The organism is Microbacterium sp. ANT_H45B (assembly GCF_008369345.1).
In the GTDB taxonomy this organism is placed as follows: domain Bacteria; phylum Actinomycetota; class Actinomycetes; order Actinomycetales; family Microbacteriaceae; genus Microbacterium.
Map to the genome: position 1 here is coordinate 157521 of NZ_VOBK01000003.1, position 21457 is coordinate 178977.

17 protein-coding genes are annotated in these 21457 nt (G+C 68.6%); 2 read left to right on the forward strand and 15 right to left on the reverse strand.

The window, feature by feature from the left end; genetic code table 11:
* Positions 1-11: 11 nt before the first annotated feature.
* From FQ142_RS12985 to FQ142_RS13000, 4 genes are all read right to left on the reverse strand, one after another.
* Positions 12-875 (reverse strand): ketose-bisphosphate aldolase, encoded by an 864-nt coding sequence (locus FQ142_RS12985; protein ID WP_056412177.1) that lies wholly within the window; start codon positions 873-875, stop codon positions 12-14.
* A 43-nt stretch (positions 876-918) separates the two neighbouring features.
* Positions 919-1764 (reverse strand): carbohydrate ABC transporter permease, encoded by an 846-nt coding sequence (locus tag FQ142_RS12990; RefSeq protein ID WP_056412180.1) that lies wholly within the window; start codon positions 1762-1764, stop codon positions 919-921.
* Between the two features lie 2 nt (positions 1765-1766).
* Complete coding sequence (locus FQ142_RS12995) at positions 1767-2690, reverse strand: carbohydrate ABC transporter permease (protein WP_056412182.1); 924 nt, start codon at positions 2688-2690, stop codon at positions 1767-1769.
* Positions 2691-2772: 82 nt separating this feature from the next.
* The gene (locus FQ142_RS13000) at positions 2773-4065 is read right to left on the reverse strand and encodes an ABC transporter substrate-binding protein (protein WP_149423639.1); all 1293 of its coding nucleotides are present in this window, start codon (positions 4063-4065) and stop codon (positions 2773-2775) included.
* 248 nt (positions 4066-4313) lie between these two features.
* Between FQ142_RS13000 and FQ142_RS13005 the strand changes: the two genes are divergently transcribed.
* Complete coding sequence (locus FQ142_RS13005; RefSeq protein WP_149423640.1) at positions 4314-5117, forward strand: DeoR/GlpR family DNA-binding transcription regulator; 804 nt, start codon at positions 4314-4316, stop codon at positions 5115-5117.
* A gap of 71 nt (positions 5118-5188) precedes the next feature.
* Here the strand turns inward: FQ142_RS13005 and FQ142_RS13010 are convergent, their stop codons facing one another.
* The 3 genes from FQ142_RS13010 to FQ142_RS13020 form a co-directional block, all read right to left on the reverse strand.
* Positions 5189-9838: an ExeM/NucH family extracellular endonuclease gene (locus tag FQ142_RS13010; protein WP_149423641.1), complete on the reverse strand. Its 4650-nt coding sequence runs from the start codon at positions 9836-9838 to the stop codon at positions 5189-5191.
* Positions 9839-10072: 234 nt separating this feature from the next.
* Entirely contained in the window at positions 10073-10825 is a 753-nt protein-coding gene (locus FQ142_RS13015; RefSeq protein ID WP_149424136.1) for an SURF1 family protein, read from the reverse strand.
* A gap of 59 nt (positions 10826-10884) precedes the next feature.
* Complete coding sequence (locus FQ142_RS13020; RefSeq protein WP_056412196.1) at positions 10885-12000, reverse strand: GuaB3 family IMP dehydrogenase-related protein; 1116 nt, start codon at positions 11998-12000, stop codon at positions 10885-10887.
* 76 nt (positions 12001-12076) lie between these two features.
* On the opposite strand from FQ142_RS13020, the gene FQ142_RS13025 reads away from it, so the two are divergent.
* The gene (locus FQ142_RS13025) at positions 12077-13156 is read left to right on the forward strand and encodes an FAD-dependent oxidoreductase (RefSeq protein ID WP_149423642.1); all 1080 of its coding nucleotides are present in this window, start codon (positions 12077-12079) and stop codon (positions 13154-13156) included.
* A 43-nt stretch (positions 13157-13199) separates the two neighbouring features.
* Here FQ142_RS13025 and FQ142_RS13030 read toward each other — a convergent pair whose 3' ends face one another.
* From FQ142_RS13030 to FQ142_RS13060, 8 genes are all read right to left on the reverse strand, one after another.
* Positions 13200-14888: an ABC-F family ATP-binding cassette domain-containing protein gene (locus FQ142_RS13030; RefSeq protein WP_149423643.1), complete on the reverse strand. Its 1689-nt coding sequence runs from the start codon at positions 14886-14888 to the stop codon at positions 13200-13202.
* A 68-nt stretch (positions 14889-14956) separates the two neighbouring features.
* The gene (locus tag FQ142_RS13035) at positions 14957-16741 is read right to left on the reverse strand and encodes a sensor histidine kinase (RefSeq protein ID WP_149423644.1); all 1785 of its coding nucleotides are present in this window, start codon (positions 16739-16741) and stop codon (positions 14957-14959) included.
* Positions 16738-17085: a response regulator gene (locus FQ142_RS13040; RefSeq protein WP_149423645.1), complete on the reverse strand. Its 348-nt coding sequence runs from the start codon at positions 17083-17085 to the stop codon at positions 16738-16740. The genes FQ142_RS13035 and FQ142_RS13040 overlap by 4 nt, the downstream gene beginning before the upstream one ends.
* On the reverse strand, positions 17082-17225 hold the full coding sequence (locus FQ142_RS17510; RefSeq protein ID WP_188042401.1) for a hypothetical protein: 144 nt from the start codon (positions 17223-17225) through the stop codon (positions 17082-17084). The genes FQ142_RS13040 and FQ142_RS17510 overlap by 4 nt, the downstream gene beginning before the upstream one ends.
* Positions 17222-18709, reverse strand: coding sequence for a glycosyltransferase family 2 protein (locus FQ142_RS13045; protein ID WP_149423646.1), 1488 nt, complete (start codon positions 18707-18709; stop codon positions 17222-17224). The genes FQ142_RS17510 and FQ142_RS13045 overlap by 4 nt, the downstream gene beginning before the upstream one ends.
* Entirely contained in the window at positions 18709-19422 is a 714-nt protein-coding gene (locus tag FQ142_RS13050) for a PHP domain-containing protein (protein WP_149423647.1), read from the reverse strand. The genes FQ142_RS13045 and FQ142_RS13050 overlap by 1 nt, the downstream gene beginning before the upstream one ends.
* Entirely contained in the window at positions 19419-20408 is a 990-nt protein-coding gene (locus FQ142_RS13055) for an ATP-grasp domain-containing protein (protein WP_149423648.1), read from the reverse strand. Before FQ142_RS13055 ends, FQ142_RS13050 begins: the two co-directional genes overlap by 4 nt.
* Entirely contained in the window at positions 20408-21451 is a 1044-nt protein-coding gene (locus tag FQ142_RS13060) for a response regulator (protein ID WP_149423649.1), read from the reverse strand. The genes FQ142_RS13055 and FQ142_RS13060 overlap by 1 nt, the downstream gene beginning before the upstream one ends.
* Between the last annotated feature and the right edge of the window lie 6 nt (positions 21452-21457).

A 21457-nucleotide genomic window follows, 5' to 3' on the forward strand; every position in this document is an offset into this window, starting at 1 on the left:
CGTGGCCCTGGTCAGTACAGCTCGGCCTTGCCGTCTGCGCCGAACAGTCTGATCTTCTCAGCCGCGGTCGCCTTCATGGCCGCGATCGGCTCGGGCTGGATCGCGTTCGGCTCGCGCAGGCGCTCGTCGGTGCCGAGGATCTCGCGCATGCGGTTGTGGTACGAGACCTTGATGTCGCTGGAGATGTTGATCTTGTTCACTCCCAGCTCGACCGCGCGCGCGAGCTCCGCATCGGGGTTCGACGACCCGCCGTGCAGCACGAGGGGGATTCCGACGGCCGCCTTGATCTGCTCGAGGAGGTCATGGCGCAGCTCGGGGTTCTTGTCGCTCGGGTACAGCCCGTGCGAGGTGCCGATCGCGATCGCCAGGCTGTCGACGCCCGTCTCCTGCACGAAGCGCACCGCGTCGTCCGGGTTGGTGTAGATGATCTCGGCCGCTCCCGACTCGCCGTAGCTGTCGTTCGCGCCGATGGTGCCGAGCTCGCCCTCCACCTGGATGCCCACGGCGTGGGCCGCCTCGACGACCTTGCGCGTCAGCGCGACGTTCTCCTCGAACGGCAGCAGAGAGGCGTCGATCATGACCGAGGTGAAGCCGGACTTGATGGCGGTGATCATCTGCTCGTACGTGCCGCCGTGGTCCCAGTGGATCGCCACGGGGACGCTCGCCCGGTGCGCGCGCGAGTGCATGGCGGCGATCAGATCCGTCGTGACGTGAGACACCTCGTCGGGGTGGATGGCGATGATGACGGGGGCATCCAACTCCTCGCTGATGTCGATGATGCCGGTGAACATCGCCCAGTCGCTGATGTTGAACGCGGGGATCGCGAAGTTGTGTTCGTTGGCGACGTCGAGGATGGATTTGCCGGTGTAGAGCACGTGTTTCTCCTGTTTCGTGGGGGTGAAGTCGAGGTCGGACGGATCAGCTCTTCACGGAGCCGGCCGTGAGGCCGCCGATGAAGTAGCGCTGGAAGAAGAGGAAGAGCAGAAGCACCGGGATCGACCCGAGCACGCTCATGGCCATGATCTGGTTCCACTCGTACGAGTGCTGGCCCATGAGCAGCTGGATGCCGATGGGCACCGTGCGCATGTCGATGGTGCGCGTCAGCGTCAGCGCGAACAGGTACTCGTTCCACGCGATCATGAACGTGTAGATGCCGACCGAGACGATGCCGGGGATCGAGATCGGCACCAGGATGCGCCACAGCGCGGTCATCGACCCCGCGCCGTCGACGCGCACGGCTTCGTCGAGCTCCTTGGGCAGCGTGTTGAAGTACCCGGTCATCATGATGATCGCGTAGGGCAGCGTGAACACCATGTACGTGAGGATCAGCCCGAGGTAGGAGTTGTAGAGCCCGAGGGCCACCATGAGCCCGAAGTACGGGATGAGCAGTGTGATGGGCGGTACGGCCTGCACGCTCACGATCACCACGTTCAGGATGCGCTTGCCGCGGAAATCGAACCGGCTGAACGCGTACGCCGCCTGGATCGCGACGAGGAGGGTGAGGATGGTGACCGCGCCGGCGACGATGTAGCTGTTCAGGAAGAACCGCATCGTCTCGGGGTTGGTGAAGATGGCGACGTAGGCATCGAACGAGAACGTGTCGGTGATCAGTCGCGGCGGCAGCTCGAAGATCTGCGTGTTCGATTTGAACGAACTCGACAGCATCCACAGCACGGGGCCGGCGGCGAAGACCGCTCCGAGGATCAGTCCGATCGTCACGCCGGTCTTCGCGACGCGGCGCTGGGCAACGATGGTGAGAGCCACGATCAGTCCCTCGCTTTCTGGTGACGGACGTAGAAGACGGCGAGGACCATCGACATGAGCAGGACGAGCACGGCCGACGTGGCGGCGAGCGAGAAGTCGTACTTGGCGAAGGCGAGCTTGTAGGTGAAGGTGCTGAGCACCTCGGTGACGTCGATGGGGCCGCCACCGGTCGTCATCCAGATGAGGGCGAACTGCTGAGAAGTCCAGATCAGATCGAGCAGCACGAGGCTCACGATGATGGGGCGCAGCTGTGGGATGGTGACGTTCCAGAACCGCTGCACGGCGCCGGCGCCGTCGACCGTCGCCGCCTCGTTGAGCTCGTTCGGGATGCCCTGGAGACCGGCGAGGAGGCTCACCATGAAGAACGGGTATCCGGCCCAGATGTTGATGAAGATGATGGTGCCCAGCGCGAGCTGCGGCGAGGCGAGCCACTCGATGTCGGTGTTGAGGAGGAAGTTGACCACGCCGTTGGGGGCGAGCAGCATCCTCCACAGCACCGCGATCACGGCGACCGTGAACAGCCACGGCAGGATGTACAGGGCCCGGAAGAACGACCGCGAGAAGCGGCCGAGAAGCGGGCTGTTCAGCATCATCGCGAAGGTGAGCCCGAGGACGAGGTGCGCGACCACGCTCGTCACCGTGAAGAGGATGGTGTTGCCCGTCGCCTTCCAGAAGCGCGGGTCGGACAGGATCTCGACGTAGTTGGCGATTCCGACGAACTCGGGCGACTTGTTCAGGATCACGTTGTCCTGGAAGGAGTACCCGATCACCATGATGATCGGAACGATCATCAGCACGAACAGCAGGATGATCGTGGGCGAGAGGAAGGCGTACGACTCGGTGGTCTTGCGCAGCTGGCGCCGGCGGCGCGACAGCGGGACCCCGGTGACGATCACCTCGGTGTCGTCGGACGTTCTCAGACTCATGGGACGCGTGGCTCCTTGATTGGTCGGGTGCCGCATCGCATCAGGGACGATGCGGCACCCCGTTCAGACGGGAAGCGGGAGCTCAGAACTCCGCTTTCCAGGACTCCTGCGCCTTGTCGAGCGCGTCGTCGATCGACTGCTGGCCGTCGAAGGCCGACTGCAGCTGCTCCCCGAGCTGACGCATCAGGTCTTCGGCGACCGGGAGTCCGGTGAACTCGTTGGCGGGGTAGCCCGCCTGGTAGATGTCGAACGCCGTCTTGAACAGCTCGTCGTCGTTCACGAAGTCCGGCACGGACTTCGAGTTGCCGGGGAACGCCTTCGCCATCGTCGAGAGCTCGGAGTTGGTCTTCTCGCTCATCAGGAACGACACGAGCTTGAACGCGGCGTCCTTGTGCTCGGAGTTCTCGGCGACGCCGATGCCCCAGGATGCGTAGGGGATGCCCCGCTCGCCGTCGTAGCCGTCCTCCGCCGGGAGGGCGGAGATCGAGAACTTCAGATCCGGGTTGGTCTCGCGGATCAGGTTGATGTGCGCGAGCGAGTCGATCATCATGCCGACGCGGCCGTTGGTGAACTCCTCGACCTTGTCCTGCTCCTTCATCGTGAAGGATCCCGACGCGATCGATCCCGCATCCCACATGTCGCCGATGAAGTCGACGGCCGAGGTCACGTCGGCGTTCGTCAGGTCGGGCTGCCCGTCCTTGAGCATCGAGCCACCGGAGGCCCACACCCACGACATGACGTCGTTCTGCACGCCGTTGGGCGCCTCGAGCGACAGCGGGAGCACCCAGCCGGAGGCGTCGTCGCCCAGAGCGGAGACCTTCGCCGCGGCATCCGCGAACTCCGTGCGGGTGGTGGGCGGCGCGGAGACGCCGGCCTCGGCGAGCAGCGTGTCGTTCGTGAACATCGGGTAGACGAAGTTGACGACCGGGATCATGTAGGTGCTGCCGTCGACCTGGATCTGGCTCGCCAGCTCGCTGTCGTCGTAGTCGTTCTCCTTCATCAGCGCACTGAGGTCGGCGATCACCCCCTGCGAGGCGAAGTCGTTCACCCAGGCGCCGTCGAGTCCGACGACGTCGGGCATCGTGCCCGAGGCGGCACCGGCGAACAGCTGCTCCTTGGTCGACGCGTACGGGCCGCTCACGAGCTTCACGGTGATACCCGGGTTCGCATCTTCGAATTCGTCGATGAGCCCCTGGAACTCGCCGTCGGGGAGCTCGGGCTCCCACCACTGCGCGAACTCGATCGTCACGTCGCCGTCGCCGGCGCCCGTTCCGCTGTCGCCCGCGGCGCACCCTGCCACGGCCAGAACCGTCACGGCTGCCGTCGCTGCGCCGGCGAGCTTCAGAATGCGTCGCCCTCGCCCCACTGTGATCATCACTTCTCCTCTTCGAGATCGTGCCGCACACGCGCTTCGATGCTTGTTCGTGCGGTTTTGAGCCATGTTATGCCGACATTTGCAGGATAGTCAAGACTTTTCCTGCGGATATCCAAGTTGTAACTACAGATTTCCCCGACTGTAGCCCCGTTTCGCGGGTGGATGTGCCCTGTTTCTCGACCCCGCGGATTGCAGCTTTCTGCGTTCATCTGCGGCGTTCGTTGCGGCGATGTGCTACAGATGTGTGCATGGACGCAACCGCATCGACGCCGAAGCGCCGACTCCCCGCCGGCCGCAAGGCCGATCTCGCCGCCTATGTCGAGCAGGTGGGCGAAGTCACTGTCGGAGGCCTCGCCGAGCACTTCAACGTCTCGATCGACACCATCAGACGCGACCTCGATCAGCTCGACCGCGAAGGCGTCGTGATCCGCACCCACGGCGGCGCGATGAGCGCGGAGGGGCAGCTCAAGGACCGCGCGCTCGACGTGCGGCTGCGGATGCAGACCGAGGAGAAGGAGAAGATCGCGCGCCTCGCCGCCGGCCTGATCGACGACGGCGCGGTGGTGATGATCAATGCCGGCACGACGACGCTCGCCCTCGCCCGCGCGCTGCGCACGCATCGCGACCTCACGATCGCCACGAACAATCTCCGCATCCCCGCGGAGATCCCTCCCTCCGCGTTCCGCGACCTCTACGTGTTCGGCGGGGCCGTGCGGGCGATCACCCAGGCCACGACGGGACCGGTGACGTTCACCATGACGCCGGGAGGGCCCGAGGTCGACATCCGGTGCGATCTCGCACTCATCGCCGTGGGCGCGATCGATGAGGCCGGGTTCTCGACGTCGAACATGGGCGACGCGAACATGATGGCCGAGATGATCCAGCGGGCGGAGCGCACGGCCATCCTCGCCGACTCGTCGAAGTTCGGTCGCCGGCTCTTCGCGCAGGTGACGACGCTCGATCGCGTCGACTACCTCGTGACGGACACCGCACCGACGTCCGACTTCGCCGCCGCACTCGTGCAGGCGGAGGTCGAGGTCATCAGCGGCTGAGCCGCCGCGCACGACGAAGGCCGCCGGGATCGCTCCCGGCGGCCTTCGCGTGCATCACTGCGCGTTCAGCGTCAGAACCACCCGTGGAGCAGATCCCACAGCCAGTCGAGGATGCCGCCGATGATCCCGCCGATACCGCCGGCGCGGGTCACGGTGACGGTCGCCGTCGCCTCATCGCCGTCGGCCTGAGCCACCGCGACCGTGTACGGGCCCGGCTTCGCTCCCTTGGGAACCGTCACCGTGGTCGAGAACGTGCCGTCGGCCCGGACCTTCACCGTGCCGACCTCGACCTCCTGCCCCTTCGTGGAACGGAGGTCGACCGTCACGGTCTCGCCCGCCTCGTAGCCCTCTCCGCGGATCTGCAGCTTCTTGCCCGCAGCCACCTTCGAGGACCCGAGCTCGATGGTGCCCGCGAACTGCTCGGGCTCCTCCTCGCCAGCGATCGTGAACGGCACCTGCACGGTCGTGCCCGTGCCCGCCACGGAGACCGTGAGCTGCTGCGCCCCGTAAATGCCCGAGGGGACCGTGAAGGTCAGCGATGCGCGCCCCACCTCGTCGGTGGTGTCGACGATCGTCGGATCGACGGCTCCCGCGGCGAGCTGCGCCCCGCCGAGCGACAGCGCCACCTCTCCCGGCGCCTGCTCCCCCGCGCTGAAGGCCAGCGACGAGAGCGCGACGGTCACCTGGTCGCCGGCCCGGTAGCCGTCGGCATCCGGAGCGCTGACCGAGACGCCCACGGCTCGCTGCGCGAGATCGGGGGTCGCGGTCTTGTTCGCGTCGAACCAGTCGACCATCGACTGCAGGTCGATCTTGCCGGTGTCGCGCTTGCCCGTTCCGGCCTTGAAGGTGCCGAAGTTGTCGCCACCCGCGGCGAGGAACGAGTTGGCGGCCACCGTGTAGTTCGCCGCCGGATCGATCGCGGTGCCGTCGAGCGTGATCGACGTGACGCGCGAACCCTGCGCGGCCGCGGGGTCGTACGTGTAGACCAGCCCCTCGGACACGCCGAGCTTGAGGAACGGGCGAGCCGATCCCGCCGGCTGCCACTGCTCCTCGAGCACGCCCTTCAGCTGTGCTCCGGTGAGCGTCAGCGTGACCAGCGTGTTGGCGAACGGCTGCACCGTCGCCGCCTCTCGGTAGGTGACGTTGCCCGCCGGGTCGTTCGCGTTCGACGACGCGTACGTGAGGTTCGCGCGGATCCCGCCCGGGTTCATCAGCGCGATGTCGGCCCCGGTCGACCACTTCTGCACGTCGGCGACGAAGTTCCCGATGGTGGACTCGCCACCGCGGTTCTCGGAGCCGTTCGCCTGGCGAGCGCGGTTGAAGTCGGACGTGATGTCTCCGACCTTCACCGCTCCGAGGACGTCGGCCTCGGCCTTCGCCTTCGCGACGATGTCGGCCACCTCCGGAACAGCCGGGTACAGAGGCTGGCCAGCCGAGGTGAGCGGCTTGATCTCGTTGGTGATCGAGAGGAGCTCCTTCGTCTTCGGATCGACCTGGAGGTTCATCAGGCCGAGGTTCTCGCCGTACTGCCCCGCCGACACGACGGGTCGACCGTCGATGACGTGGTTGTACGCGAGGTGGGTGTGCGCCGAGACGATCGCGTCCACGTCGTCGTCGACCCCGTACACGATCTCGCCGAGCGGCGAGGTCGGGGTGATCGCCGACAGCTCGGTGCTCTCGGCGCCCTCGTGCACGAGCAGGATGACGACATCCGCCTCGCCGTTGGAGTCGTCGCCGTCACGCAGGTCGTCGGCCACGGCGTTCACGGAGTCGACGATGCTGCGCACCTCGAGCCCCGCGATGCCCTCGGGCGACACGAGCGAATCCAGATCCTCGGTGACGGCTCCGACGAAGCCCACCCGCACGCCGTCGAGCTCCTTGACCCAGGCCGGTGCGAGCGCGGGCTCGCCCGTCTCGGTCAGGAAGACGTTCGACGAGATGTACTCCCAGTCCGCGCGGTCCTGCACACGGTCGCGCAGGTCCTCCCAGCCCTGATCGAACTCGTGGTTGCCCGCCGCGCTGACGTCGAGACCTGCCGCGTTGAGCGCGTCGATGGTCGGGTTGTCGTCGTTGATGAAGGACGTGAACGTCGATGCGCCGATCAGGTCGCCGGCACCGGCGAAGATCGTGTTCGGGTTCGCCTCGCGGAACTGCTTGACGGCTCCGGCGACCACCGCGGCACCCGCTGCGGCGCCGTCGGCCTCGATGCGGCCGTGGAAGTCGTTGATCGTCACGACGTCGATGCTGACCGGCGGCACTGCAGACGAGACGCCCACGATGATCGGGTCGTGATCGCTGGAACGGAACGGCGTGCCCGCCTCGGTGGCGCCGAACGCGTAGCCGCGATCGCTCCACTCCGGAGAGTTGATGCTCCACACTCCCGCACCGGTGATCGATGCCGAGAGCGAGGGCGAGGCCAGCACGTGGTCGAGCGAGCCGAGCTCGCCGTCGAACGAGTACGTGTGCTGATCCGGTGCCTTCTCGCGCGCGACATCGCTCCACCCCGCGGAGGTGAAGACGTCGATCGGGTCTTCCTTGGCGTAGGCGTTGAAGTCGCCGATCAGCAGGATGTCGGCACTGCCGGTGGTCTGCTCGATCTCCTCGGTGAAGCCCTTGAGCGAGTTCGCCTGCTTCACACGGTCGGCGTTGAAGAAGCCCTGACCATCGGCCGGCTCCGCGCCGCCGCCCTCGGGCGCCGACTTCGACTTGAAGTGGTTCGCCACCACGGTGACGACGCGTCCGTCGACGTCGAACGCCTGCGCGATCGGCTCACGGGCGTTGCCCCAGACGTTCTCATCCCTGACCGTCAGGCTGTCACCGACCGTGTCGACCGCATCCTTCTTGTAGATGATGGCGCTGGTGATGAAGTCGGTCGTCGCCGCGTCGTTCAGCTCAGCGGGGGTGCGCACGTAGTCCCAGACGTCGTCGCCGAGTGCGTCGTTGAGACCGTCGACCAGATCGGCCAGGGCGTCATCGAGAGATCCGCCGAGCTTGATCGAGTTCTCGATCTCCATCAGCGACACGATCTCGGCGTCGAGGCCGTTGATGGCGGCGACGATCTTCGACTTCTGGATCTCGAACTGCGCCGCGTTCGCCGCGCCTCTGGCGTTCGAGTTCGTGCTCTTCAGCGTCGTGAAGTAGTTGAAGACGTTGAACGACGCCACCTGCACGTCGCCGCCGACCGACGGGGCCGCGTCGCTGCGCGGGTTGGTCGCGGTGAATCCGGCCTTCAGGTCGGCAGGCGAGGTGCTGTCGATCGGCACCACCGGCTGCAGCCGCCAGTCGTCGAAGCCGTACTGCAGCACGTAGCCGCGGTCGCTGAAGTCGACGGTGTCGCCGTTGCGGACCACGAGGTCCTTGGTGAAGTACGGCTGGTCGTTCGGGTGGCCGTTGTTGGTGACCTGGATCGACCATCCGTCGTCGAGGAGGATGCGATTGGCGCGATTCGCCGCAGCGATCGCCGCCGCCTCGTCGCCCGGACGGGCGAGCTCTGTGCTCTTGACGTTCAGATCGGCACCGGCGTTGAGCCACAGCGCCCCGAAGTTGTAGAGCTGGTGACTGGAGGCGACGCGGTAGGTGCCCTCGGGAGCCACGAGCATGTTCTCGTACTGCTCTCGGTCGGCGCCCACCACGGTGTCGGGCAGCGGGGTCACCTCGGGGACGCCCACTCCGGCCTGCACGACCGAGATGCCGGAGAGCGCGGTCGGGTTGATCTGAGTCTGTCCGAAGTACTCGCTGACTCCTCCGGTGACCGACACGAGGTCGCCGATCTCGAGCGTGGGCGCCAGCGCGTTCAGGAAGACGAAGACGCCGTCGGAGGCGCCGGGGGTCGCATCGGTCGCGCCGCCCGAGCCCTGGGTCTGGATGACGATGCCCTTGTACCCGCCGGTGCGGTGGTCGGCCGTCACGATGCCCTGCACCGTGACGGTCTGGCCGTTCAGCGGCGAGACGTCGGTCGTGCCCTGCACCTCGGCGATCGACACGGCGGTCGGATCGGTGCCGGGGTCGGTGCCCGGGTCGGTACCGGGATCCGTGCCGCCGGAGTTCTGCGGCGTGATGGTCGCAGAGAGGGCGAAGTCCGCGCGGTTGTCGTCGGTGTCCGCGCCGTCGGTGCGGTTCAGCGACTTGACGTCGGTGTTGCCGGTGGGGGGTGTCGCCGCGGTCTTCTCGAAGGTGTTCGAGGTGCCGTAGCCGAGAACGTCGATGACGCCGTCGACGCCCGTGACCGAGCCCGGGGTCAGGGTGACGGCGGCGGTGCCCTCGACGAGGGCCAGAGTGCCGTTCGTGCCGCTCGGGTTGAGCGTGCTCACCGCGTCGGCGGAGGGAAGGGCCGCGCCGTTCGCGCCGTTGCTGCCCGCCTGCACGAGGTAGTGTCCGCCTGCCGGGATGACGCCGGTCAACGGCGCGACGCCGTTGGAGGCGCCCGTGCCCGTCGCGGAGCGGTACTGCAGCGAGAGGCCGTCGAGGGTCACCGGAGCGGCCGTGGGGTTGTAGAGCTCGACGAACTTGTTCGTGAACGCGGCACCGGCGCTGCCGCCGGAGAGGTACGCCTCGTTGATGACCACCCCTGTGCCTGCGACATCGGCGGAGGCGGGCGCGGCGATCAGGGCGCTGGCGCCCAGAGCGGCGACGCAGGTGGCGGCGAGGACGCCGAGACGCCCCCGACTTCTGCGATCAGACCCGGGAACCTCGTGGTTCACGGCGTCGGGAGCGGACATCATCTGTGTTGTCTCCTCGGGTATCGTCCGGCGGCGGCTCTCGTGAAACCGCGGCTGCGCGCACTCAGCTCACGCACATGTGAGCGAGCCTACGGACGCCCTCGGACAACCTCAACGGAGTTTCCCGATTGGTAACCAAGCCCTCACCGAACGTCGGAGCGCACCCCCGACGAAGGTGGAATACCGGACGCATCCGCGCTCGGATGCGCACCACGGGTCGCGCAGACGCGCGGTCGGTCAGGCCGTCTCGCCCGCGGCCGCGTCGTCGAACTCCTCGACCTCGCGCTCCCAGGCGTCCTTCGCCAGCCGGTACCAGAGGTAGAAGGCGAAGCCGGCGAAGATCGCCCACTCCACCGCGTAGAAGACGTTGAGCCAGTTCACCGGCGACATCTCCTCGGGCGCCGGGGAGGCGATGTCGGCGAGGCCGGCCGGGGCCGTCACCGAGGCGAGATACGGCCGGTACACATCGAGCTGATCCGTGTCGTGCCAGTGGCTGAGCAGCGCGGCGGGCGACATCCGGTCCATGCGCTGCGGATCGTCCTTCGGCGGCAGCGTCGTGCCCTCATCGGAGATGAGACGCCCGGTGATCGTCGCCGACGACGAGCCGGAGTTCAGCTCGTCGATCGCCGCATCCGCGACGTCACGGTCAGCGGTCCAACCGATCGCGACGGCGATCGACGTGCGCTCCGCGACCCGGAGCTGTCCGGTCACCCAGTACCCCTCGACGCCGTCGTTGAAGCGGCTCGACACGACGAGGAAGTCGTCGGCGATCCAGGTTCCGGACGTCTCGACCTGCTGACCGACCAGGGGCTCGGGAAGATAGACGCCGGGTTCGACCACGTCGGTCAGCGGACGCAGCTGCTCGGTCACACCCGCCGGGGGCGGATCCGTCTCGATCGCGCGCTCGAGCTGCCACTGTCCGAGCCACGCGAACACGCCGGCGACGACCAGGCACAGCACCAGCATCCCGATCCAGCGTCCGCGGAGCATGACCTCGCGGAGGGTCGGCGGGAACAGAACGGGAGCACTCACGGTGTCGTGCAGAACCCTCAGGCCTCGTAGGGCGCGAGGACGACCTCGACCCGCTGGAACTCCTTGAGGTCGGAGTATCCGGTGGTGGCCATCGACTTGCGCAGCGCGCCGATCAGGTTCGCGGTGCCGTCGGCGACGGGCGCGGGACCGTAGAGGATCTCCTCGAGCGTGCCGATGCCGCCGACCTCGACGCGACGCCCGCGCGGGAGCTTCGGGTGGTGCGCCTCGGGACCCCAGTGGAAGCCGCGACCAGGCGCATCCGTGGCCCGGGCGAGGGCGACGCCGAGCATCACGGCATCCGCGCCCATCGCGAGCGCCTTGACGATGTCGCCCGACGTGCCCACGCCCCCGTCGGCGATGACGTGCACGTAGCGTCCGCCGGACTCGTCGAGGTAGTCGCGCCGCGCGGCCGCGACGTCGGACACGGCTGTCGCCATGGGCGCGTGGATGCCGAGGGTCGCCCGCGTGGTGGACGCCGCTCCCCCGCCGAAGCCGACGAGCACGCCGGCGGCGCCCGTGCGCATCAGATGCAGGGCGGCGGTGTAGGTGGCCGCGCCGCCGACGATGACGGGGACGTCGAGGTCGTAGATGAACTTCTTCAGGTTGAGCGGCTCGTCGACGCTCGACACGTGCTCGGCGGACACCGTGGTGCCGCGGATCACGAACAGGTCGACGCCGGCCGCCGCGACGGTGTCGTAGAACTCCTGCGTGCGCTGGGGGGTGAGGGAGCCGGCGACCGTGACGCCGGCCTCACGGATCTCGGCGAGGCGCTGCGTGATGAGGGTCGGCTTGATCGGCTCGGCGTACAGCTCCTGCATGCGCGCCGTCGCCTTGCCCTCGTCGAGGCCGGCGATCTCGGCCAGCAGCGGCTCGGGATCGTCGTACCGCGTCCACAGGCCCTCGAGGTCGAGCACGCCGAGTCCGCCGAGCTGCCCGAGCATGATCGCGGTCTGCGGGCTGACGACCGAGTCCATCGGGGCGCCGAGCACCGGGATCCCGAAGCCGAACGCATCGATGGTCCAGGCCGTCGACACATCCTCCGGGTTGCGGGTGCGCCGCGAGGGCACCACCGCGATGTCGTCGAACGTGTACGCGCGACGCGCACGCTTGCCTCGGCCCAGCTCGATCTCCATGGTCACCCCGTAAGCCTACCGGGCGCGCGCGACACTGCCCGCGGCTGGAAGACTGGATACGAGCACGGGAGGCAGTATGTCGGATGCGGTGGAGGTCGCGGTGATCGGCGGCGGCGTGATGGGGCTCGCGACGGCCTGGGAGCTCACCCGCCGCGGTCTCTCCCCCGTCGTGTTCGAGCGATTCACGCGAGGGCATCACCAGGGCGCCTCGCACGGCGCGACCCGCAACTTCAACAACGCCTACGACGAGGAGCACTACCTCGATCTGCTCGTGCGCGCGAAAGCCGGATGGGATGCCCTCGGCGACGTCGACGGTGCGCCGCTGCTGCGTCTGCACGGGCTGGTCACGCACGGCGCGGTGGACCTCGACCGGATCGCGCGGCGGCTGGACGAGCGCGGCATCCACGCCCGCCTCCTCTCCGCGCGAGATGCCGCCTCCCGCTGGTCGGGCATGCGGTTCGACGGCCCCGTGCTGTTCTCGCAGGACGCGGGTGTCGCGCGGGCGAGCGCCACGCTCCTCGAGCTCGAGCGTCGTATCGTGGCGGGAGGGGGCGAGGTGCGATGGGGCGCACCGGTGACCCGCGTGCAGGAGACGGACGCCGGCGTCGACCTCGTACTCGACACCGGCACGATCCGCGCCGACGCCGTCGTGGTGACGGCCGGCGCATGGACGCGGCGGATCCTCCCCGACTTCCCGCTCCCCCGACTCCGGGTGACCGAGGAGACTCCGGCGCACTTCCTCCCCGTCGGTCGCGCGGACTGGCCCTCACTCAACCACTACCTCGACCCCGGCCGCTATCCCGGGACCGTCTACGGGATGCCGACCCCCGGCGAAGGTGTGAAGGTGGGGTTCCACCGGGTGGGCGACATCGTGGATCCCGACGGACGACCGCATGTGACGACCCACGCCGAGTCGCTGGCCGACTACGTCGGCGAGTGGATGCCCGGCCTCGACCCGGCATCCGCCGTGCCGATCAGCTGCACCTACACCTCGACCGATGACAGCGCCTTCGTGCTCGATCGGCGAGGGCGCATCGTCGTGGGGGCGGGGTTCTCGGGCCACGGCTTCAAGTTCGCCCCCGCCATCGGCGCCGTCCTGGCGGGCCTGGTCGCAGATCCGTCGGCGCAGGCGGCCGAACCCTTCCGCCTGCGCTGACGCGCGCGGCGCACCGCCGACGAGGCCACGCCCTCGAGCGCGCTCAGCGGCTGCGCACGACCCTTCCCTCCTCCCACACGGGGGCGTCGGCCTCGTACACCTCCCCGTCGGAGCCGAAGACGAGGAACCGGTCGAAGGACCGCGCGAACCAGCGATCGTGCGTGACCGCGAGCACGGTGCCGTCGAACCGCGTCAGCGCATCCTCGAGCGCCTCGGCCGACTCGATGTCGAGGTTGTCGGTGGGCTCGTCGAGCAGCAGCAGCGTGGCGCCCGAGAGCTCGAGCAGCAGCACCTGGAACCGCGCCTGCTGCCCGCCGGACAGGGACTCGAATCCCTGCTGCGCCTGACGCACGAGGCCGTAGCGGTCCAGCGCCGAGCTGGCGGCGTCGCGGGGCATCCCCGCGCGCCGCTCGTCGCCCCGATGCAGGATCTCGAGCAGGGTGCGGCCGACGAACTCCGGATGCGCGTGCGTCTGCGCGAACAGCCCGGGCACGACCCGCGCCCCCAGCGTCACACTGCCGGTGTGACGGACGACGTCGAGCTGCTCGCCCGTCGAGGTGACGTGGCCTCGCGCGGGGTCGGGATCGGTGCCGCCACGGGCGAGCAGGCGGAGGAAATGGGACTTGCCCGACCCGTTCGAGCCCAGCACGGCGACACGATCGCCGTACCAGATCTCGGCGTCGAACGGCCGCATCAGGTCCGTGAGCTCGAGCCGCTGCGCGACGACCGCGCGCTTGCCCGTGCGCGCACCGCGCAATCGCATGTCGAAGTCCTGCGTCGGCGGCCTCTCCTCGGGAGGGCCGGCATCCTCGAACCGCCGCAGACGCGTCTGGGCCGCCTGATACCTCGACGCGAAGCCGTCGTTCGCCGACGCCTTCACCTTGAGCGTGGCCACCAGGATGCGCAGCTTCTCGTGCTGCTCGTCCCAGCGACGGCGCAGCTCGTCGAGCCGGTCCATCCGGTCGGCGCGCGCCCGGTGATAGGTCGCGAAGCCGCCGCCGTGCACCCATGCGGTGGCCCCGGCACCGCCCGGCTCGAGCGTCACCAGCCGATCGACCCCGCGGGCGAGCAGTTCTCGATCGTGCGACACCAGCAGCACCGTCTTGGGCGTCTGGCGCAGCTGTTCCTCGAGCCACCGTTTGGTCGGCACGTCGAGATAGTTGTCCGGCTCGTCGAGCAGCAGCACGCCGTCGGGACCGCGCAGCAGCGCCTCCAGCGCCAGGCGCTTCTGCTCCCCGCCCGACAGCGTGGTGAGCTCGCGATGGCGTGCACGATCGAACGACACCCCGAGAGCCGCGACCGTGCACTGGTCCCAGACGGTCTCGTGCTCGTATCCTCCGGCGTCCGCGTACTCCGCGATCGCCGCGGCGTACGCCATCTGCGTGTCGTGCTCGTCGCGCGCGATCAGCGCGTTCTCCGCCTCCTCCAGCGCCTCGGCCGCCTGGCGGATACGACGCGGCGCGACCCTCACCAGCAGCTCGTGCACGGTCTGGCCGGGCTCACCGTGCCCGACGAACTGGTCCATCACACCGAGACCGCCGTCGATCGTGACGACGCCCTCGTCCGGTGCCACGTCGCCGCGGATGATCCGCAGCAGCGTCGTCTTGCCCGCGCCGTTCGGACCGATCAGTGCGCTCGTCGACCCCGAGCCGACGCGGAACGTCACCTCGTCCAGCAGAGGCCTGCCGTCGGGGAGGCTCAGCGAGACCCCCGTCACATCTATGTATCCCACCGTGCGTGGCCGTCCTTCCGCCCGCCTGGCGAGCCGACCAGGCTATCAGGATCGGGCGACGACGACGATCACTCCCGGTAGTCGACCACCTGAACCACCTCGGTGCGCGGAGTCGTGGGAAGCAACATCCGGAACTCCGTGCCGACGCCCTCGCGGCTGGTGACCTCCATCGATCCGCCGTGAGCGAGCACGATGGCGCGGGTGATCGTGAGCCCGAGCCCCACACCGGGCACCGCGTTGCGGGTCGCGGTCGAGGCACGGAAGAAACGCGTGAACAGCATGCCCTGCTCATCTTCGGGGATGCCGACGCCGGTGTCGCGGACGGAGAGCTCGACGTGGCCGTCGATCTCTCGCACGGACGCGGTGACGCGCCCGCCGTCTCCGGTGAACTTGATCGCGTTGGAGAGCAGGTTGTCGACCGCCTGACCGATCCGTCCCGAGTCGACCGAGATCCACACGGGAGCGTCAGGCACCTCGGCGGTGATCTCGATCCCTTCGCGGTGCGCATGCGGCCCCGACGAGGCCACCGCCACGCGAACGAGGTCGACGACGTCCGTGTCCCGACGCTCGAGCGGGAAGCGCCCCGAATCCACCTGGGCGGTGAAGAGCAGATCGCCGACGAGATTCAGCAGCCGCTGCGCGTTGCGTTCGATGATGTCGACGAACTCCTGCTGATCCGTCGTCAGCGGCTGCGCCGGATCGTTCTGCAGAAGATCGAGGAAGCCGATGATCGCGCTCAGCGGCGTCCGCAGCTCGTGCGAGATCATCCCGACGAACTGATCCTTCATGCGCGCGACCTCGACGGCCCGTGTCTCGTCGGTGATGACGAGCAGATACCCGTGCTGGGAACCGTGCGAGTCCTGGTGCGACGTCACCGTCACCCGTGCGGGCACGGGCGAGCCTCCCGCGGTCGAGACGTCGACGCGGGTGTCGACCGTCAGCCCGGCGTCGGCCTCGTCGAAGAGCGCCCGCAGCCCCGGATGCATCTGATCGGCGGCGCGCTCGGTGCCCGCGGGGGCGAACTGCCTGAGCACCGACGACGGGAAGAACCGCTCGACGCGGACCTCGTCGAGCGCCTCGTGCTCGGACATCCCCAGCAGGCGCACGGCGCCGGGGTTCCACGCCGAGATCGTGCCCTCGCTGTCGGTGACGATCACGGCCTGTCCGGTGATGGAGTTCCAGACGCTCGTGAAGGTCTCCGAGAGAGCTCGGTACTGCTGCTCGCTGGCACTCAGCTTCTCGAGCATCGCCTGATTCGCGACGAGGGCCGCGGTGCGCTCGGCGACCAGCGCCTCCGCCTGCGAAGTGCGCAGCCGCTGCAACCGCGACATCTCGTTGACGATGGCGCCGACGGTGGCGAAGACGAGCGGCCCGATGATGCCGCGCAGCCACTCGACCGGGTCGTGGGGCGGATCGACGAGGTAGGGCATCAGCAGGGCGATCGAGGTGAAACCCGCGACGATGAAGACCTGGCGGAACCCCGGTGCGGCGGCGATCCAGATCACCGGGAGCAGCACCAGCGAGCCCAGCATCGAGGTGGCCCCTCCGGTGCCGGCGCGCAACGCACCGATCCCGAGCAGGTCGATCACCGGGATGAGCAGCACCACCCAGCCGTCGTACACACCGCGCGCGCTCAGCACCGCGGCCATGACGGTCATGACGGCGACGAGCGAGACCCCGACGATCACCGCATCGAGGTACGTCACGATGAAGCCCGGCAGGCTCGCGACGAGAACCGCGGCGACGGCCACCGCCACCGCGGTCGGCGCCTGCTTCATCAGCGGCGTCGGGTCGTCGAAGTATCGCCGCCAGCCGCGCTCCACCGATGCCTGGACGAGAGCGGTGGTCCTCATCGATGCACCTCTGCGAGCAGTCGACGGAGATCTGCACCGATGATCGGCTTGGGCAGCGCGGCGTCCGCATCGGGGTAGTCGGCCTCGTCGAGCACCGAGCTCACGATCAGATAGCAGTCGGGGAAGCGCGCCCGCACGCGGCGTGCGCATTCGGTGCCCGTGATGCCGGGCAGCAGCAGATCGATCACGGCCACGAGTGGTGAGATGTCCGCGAAGGCGGCGATCGCGGATTCGGCGTCGACCGCGGCGAGCACGTCGAATCCCTCGCGGTCCAGATACCTCTGCAGCAGATCCATCTGGTCTGCGCTGTCCTCGACGACGAGGGCCAGCGGCCGCTCGCTCATCGGAGCAGCAGCTCTCGCACGACGACGATCACGACGACGACGCCGATCGAGAGGAGAGCCTGGGAGATCAGCCGTCTCTCACGACGGGCGTCCGCCCTGATCTCCTCCTCCTCGGAACTCTGTGACAGTGCCTCGGTCATGAGTCGACCCGTCCGATCTTCTCGGTCTTGATCCATGCGGCGTCGGCGTGACGCCACTCCTTGATGTACGAGTCGACGGTGATGGCGCACAGCAGCGAGCCGTACCCGCAGACGTAGAGCAGCAGCCCCGCGAAGAACCGACCGCCGGGCAGAGGCTCGACCGCGCGCGCGAGCCAGATCCCGAGCATCGAGATGGGACCCCAGAGGTAGAACACGACGGCCCAGGCCCACCGCGTCTCGTCGGTGAGCGCGAGCCCGAGATCGCTCAACCCCGCCTCGAACAGCCACGGAAACAGGGCGATCGCCATCAGGAGCAGAGCCCCGAGACCCGGGAACATGAGGGCTTCGCGCCAGGACTGACGACCGATACGGCCGTCGAGCTGCACCGCGTAGAGCATCGAGAAGAGATAGATGCAGGCGGCGGCGATCCACATGAACCGGAACACGAACTCCGCGATGTCGCTGTGCAGGAGCAGCAGCACGAGCAGAGCGGATGCAGCGAGGATCATGAACGCCGGCAGGAGCAGGATCGTGAACCACGCGAGTCCGAACGCGAAGCTGCCCAGGTTGTGCTCCGTGCTCGGACGGAACCACAGATGCCGGTAGATCGAGGTCAGCTGCACATTGCCACGGGCCCAGCGCAGCCGCTGCTTCCAGAGGCTGTCGATGGTGCGCGGCTCCTCCGCCAGCACCACCGCGTGCGGCTCGAAGACCATACGGCGCCCGGCCAGCTGCCCTTCGAAGGTGGTCATCGTGTCTTCGGCGAGAGTCCCGGTCGGGATCCGTCCGCCGATGGCTTCCAGGTTCGCTCGCGAATGCAGCTGCGCTCCGCCGGCGAGGCACGCGATGGCGCCTCCGACGTTCTGCGTGCGACGCGCCGAGAGCTGGCCGATCACGTACTCGATCGCGATGAAGCGGGTGAGGTAGTTGCGGTCCCGGCTGCCCTCCGCGATGTACGCGGTGACGGCGCCGACCTTCGGGTCGGCCAGATGCCGGCTCATCTTGCGCAGCGAGTCCCTGGCGAAGATCACGTCGGCATCCATGATGAGCACGGCCTCGGCCCAGTCGTCGGCGAGCACGATGTCGAGGCCGTGGTTCAGCGTGTGCGCCTTGCCCTGGCCACCCTGCTCGCGTCGCAGATGTACGACGCGCCCCGGGTATACCGCCGCCTTGGCTGCGACGACGGTGGGGGTGTCATCGGTCGAGGCGTCGTCGATGACGAAGATGCGCAGCCGGTCGGCCGGGTACTCCAGCTGCGTCAGCCGATCGATCGCCTGTCCGAGCACGAGGCCTTCGTTCCAGGCGGGGATCAGAACGGCGATCGTGGGGTGGTAGGGCGCGGCCTTGCCGTAGTGGTTGCGGAACGCGTGCAGAGGCAGCACGAGGAACTGCAGCCCGGTGTTGATCACCGGGAGCGTGCCCACCAGCACGCACAGGAGCAGGACGACCACGACGGCCGTCTCGACGCCGTTCAGAACCGGCATCAGGGTGCGTCCCCGCCGTCGAGGAGTGCGGTGAGACGCGGATAGCGACCGACGTCGGCGGCGACATGACTGTCGGTCGACGCCACGATGACCGCTCCGGCGTCGCGCAGCGCGTCGAGCACCGTCGCCCCGGGACACACCCACTTCTCGTTGACCTCGACCATCGTGTCGGTCTCGGCGGCCGCCGTCGCCCAGGCGCGGACGCGCTCAGCCCCCAGATCGTCTTCGGACAGACCGATCTTGGGCAGCAGCGAGAAGCAGTGCGCGAGCTGGTTGCCCGGATGGCGGCGCATCGCGGCGATGAGCGCGGAGACGAACTGGTCGAGGATGTCGTCGGACGACCAGCCCTCGGCGATGCGCTCCCGCACCGCCGACGGGCCGAGGGGCCCGTCGATCCCGGGGAACTGATGGTCGGCGATCAGGATGCGATCGATTCCCTTCGGCAGCTCCGGGATGTCGAGCTCGCCCGCCGCGTCGAGGATCTTCGCCTCGACGCCGGTGAGCACCGTCAGCCCGTCCGGCACCTGCAGCGCGTGCACGGCCGTGAGGTACTCGGGCACCCACGTCGTCGAACGGCGCACATGATCGACGAGCCGGACGGTCTCGAGTCCCGCCGCCGCGGCCGCCGCGACGTTCTCGGCCAGGGACGACACGGCGTCGTCGGAGAACGTCGAGTGGACGTGGTGGTCGCCGCGCAGCAGGGCGTGGGTCACAGCTCCTCCTGGTGCCCCGCGTGATCGGAGACGAGGATGTCGCCGACCTCGACGATGATGTCCTCCAGGTACCGCACGGAGGCGAGCTCGCGGAAGGCGACCGTCGCGGGGAGGTCACGCCCCAGGAACAGGTCGGCGACCAGCGAGGGGATGTCGACGCCCGCCGCGATGGTGAGCGGGAGCGCGCCGGGGAATCGCGGGTTGACCTCGAGCAGCACGGCCCGCCCTGTGCGGTCGCGTCGGAGCTGCACGTTGGCGACCCCCACGAGACCGATCGCCCGAGCGATCTCGGCGGCGGCATCCTCGAGCTCGGCGTCGTGCACCGTGCGTCCGGCGATCGCGACACCGGAGTCCACCCTGGCACGGGTGCGCGGCACCGCTGCGACGACCGAGCCGGAGGCGTCGGCGATCACATCGACCGAGTACTCCTCGCCGGGGAGGAAGTCCTGCACGATGAGTCCCTCATCGGTCGGGAGCTCGTCGAGGGCGGCACGGTCGGGAACCAGCCGGATCCCTCGGCTGCCCGCACCCTGGCGCGGCTTGGCGAACACCGGGAACTCCCAGTCCACGGTCTGCGCATCGGGTCCGGCGAGGACCGTGCGAGGGGTGAGCCCGGTCGGCTCGCACCGCTCGGCGAGGAGCATCTTGTCGAGGGCGACGGAGAGCGTGTCCTGCGAAGGAGCGGCGAGCACGGCGGGAGCGAGTTCGTCGCGGCGCCCGGCGAGGGCGATCAGCTCGACGTCCACCGTGGAGATCACCAGATCGAGGCGGTCTTCCGCGACCATCCGCGTGATCGCGGGCACGAAGTCCTCGTCACGGCCCGGGGGGACGAGTCGCCGGTGCGACGCGGGCACGAGGTAGATGCCGCTCGCCCAGCCGTCCATGTCGGCGGCGAAGACCTCGAGGTCGGAGCGCCGAAGCAGTGAGCGGATCACCGCGACACCGGCGGGTCCGCCTGCTCCGGTGACGAGTACGCGTGCGGTCATCAGTTCTCCAGCCGTGTGAGTTCGTGGGCGCCGATGAACTCGGCGGTCTCTCGGATGACTTCCAGCGGCTCGATCGCCACTCCCCCGCCGAAGCGCGACCAGTAGCGCGCCGTCGCGGTGACGAACTCCGGCTCGAGGTAGTCGCGGGTCGCCGTCTGCGAGCCGAAGCACTCCAGCAGACGCAGCTTGTGCCCGAGGTACTGATCGATGCGCACGAAGCGGGTCGGGCGGAAGTCGATGGTGGCGGACGGGCTCTGGTAGCACGCGACCGTCCCGACACGGCGAGTGGCCGCGATGGTCGCCTCGCTCACGGCGCGGTGGTCCTGGTGGCGATCGTTCGAGGAGTGCGTGTAGACGACGGTCGGCTGGACCTCCGCGACGACCTCCTCGATCAGCCGCACGGTGGCGCCGCCGCCGGAGATCTCCGTGTCGACGAGGTCCTTGACGAACAGCCTCGCCCCGAGCATCTCGGCGGAGGCGAGCGACTCGTGCTGTCGGCTCTCGGCGTCGCCGCCGCGAGCGCCACGGGAGAGCGTGAGGATCGTGATCTCGTCGCCCGCCTGCGCGTGGGCGGCGAGCAGTCCACCCACGCCGATCTCGACGTCGTCGGGGTGCGCGCCGATCGCGAGCACGACCTCGCGCGGGCGACTCGCCTCCTTGCGCGCGCGCCCCTCTGCGACGAGCCGGGTGACGGCCTCGACCAGACGGGTGTTGTCGAGCGGCTTGGTGAGGAACTCGTCGGCCTGGGCGCGAAGCGCCGAGACCGCGTACTCGACGGAGACATGGGCGGTCATCACGATCACGGGGAGCCCCGGGTCGGCTTGGCGGAGCTCCGCCAGCAGCTCGAGTCCATCGAGGCCAGGCATCTCGATGTCGGTCACGACGACGTCGGGGGTGAACGTCGAGAGTCGCTCGACGGCGGCGCGTCCGTCGTGCGCGAGCACGACCTCGCATCCGGCTCGTCTCTCGAGAACGGTCTTCACGAGCAGGGCGACGTCGGGGTCGTCATCGACGACCAGGACGCGTGGGGCATCCTGAGGCATGTATGC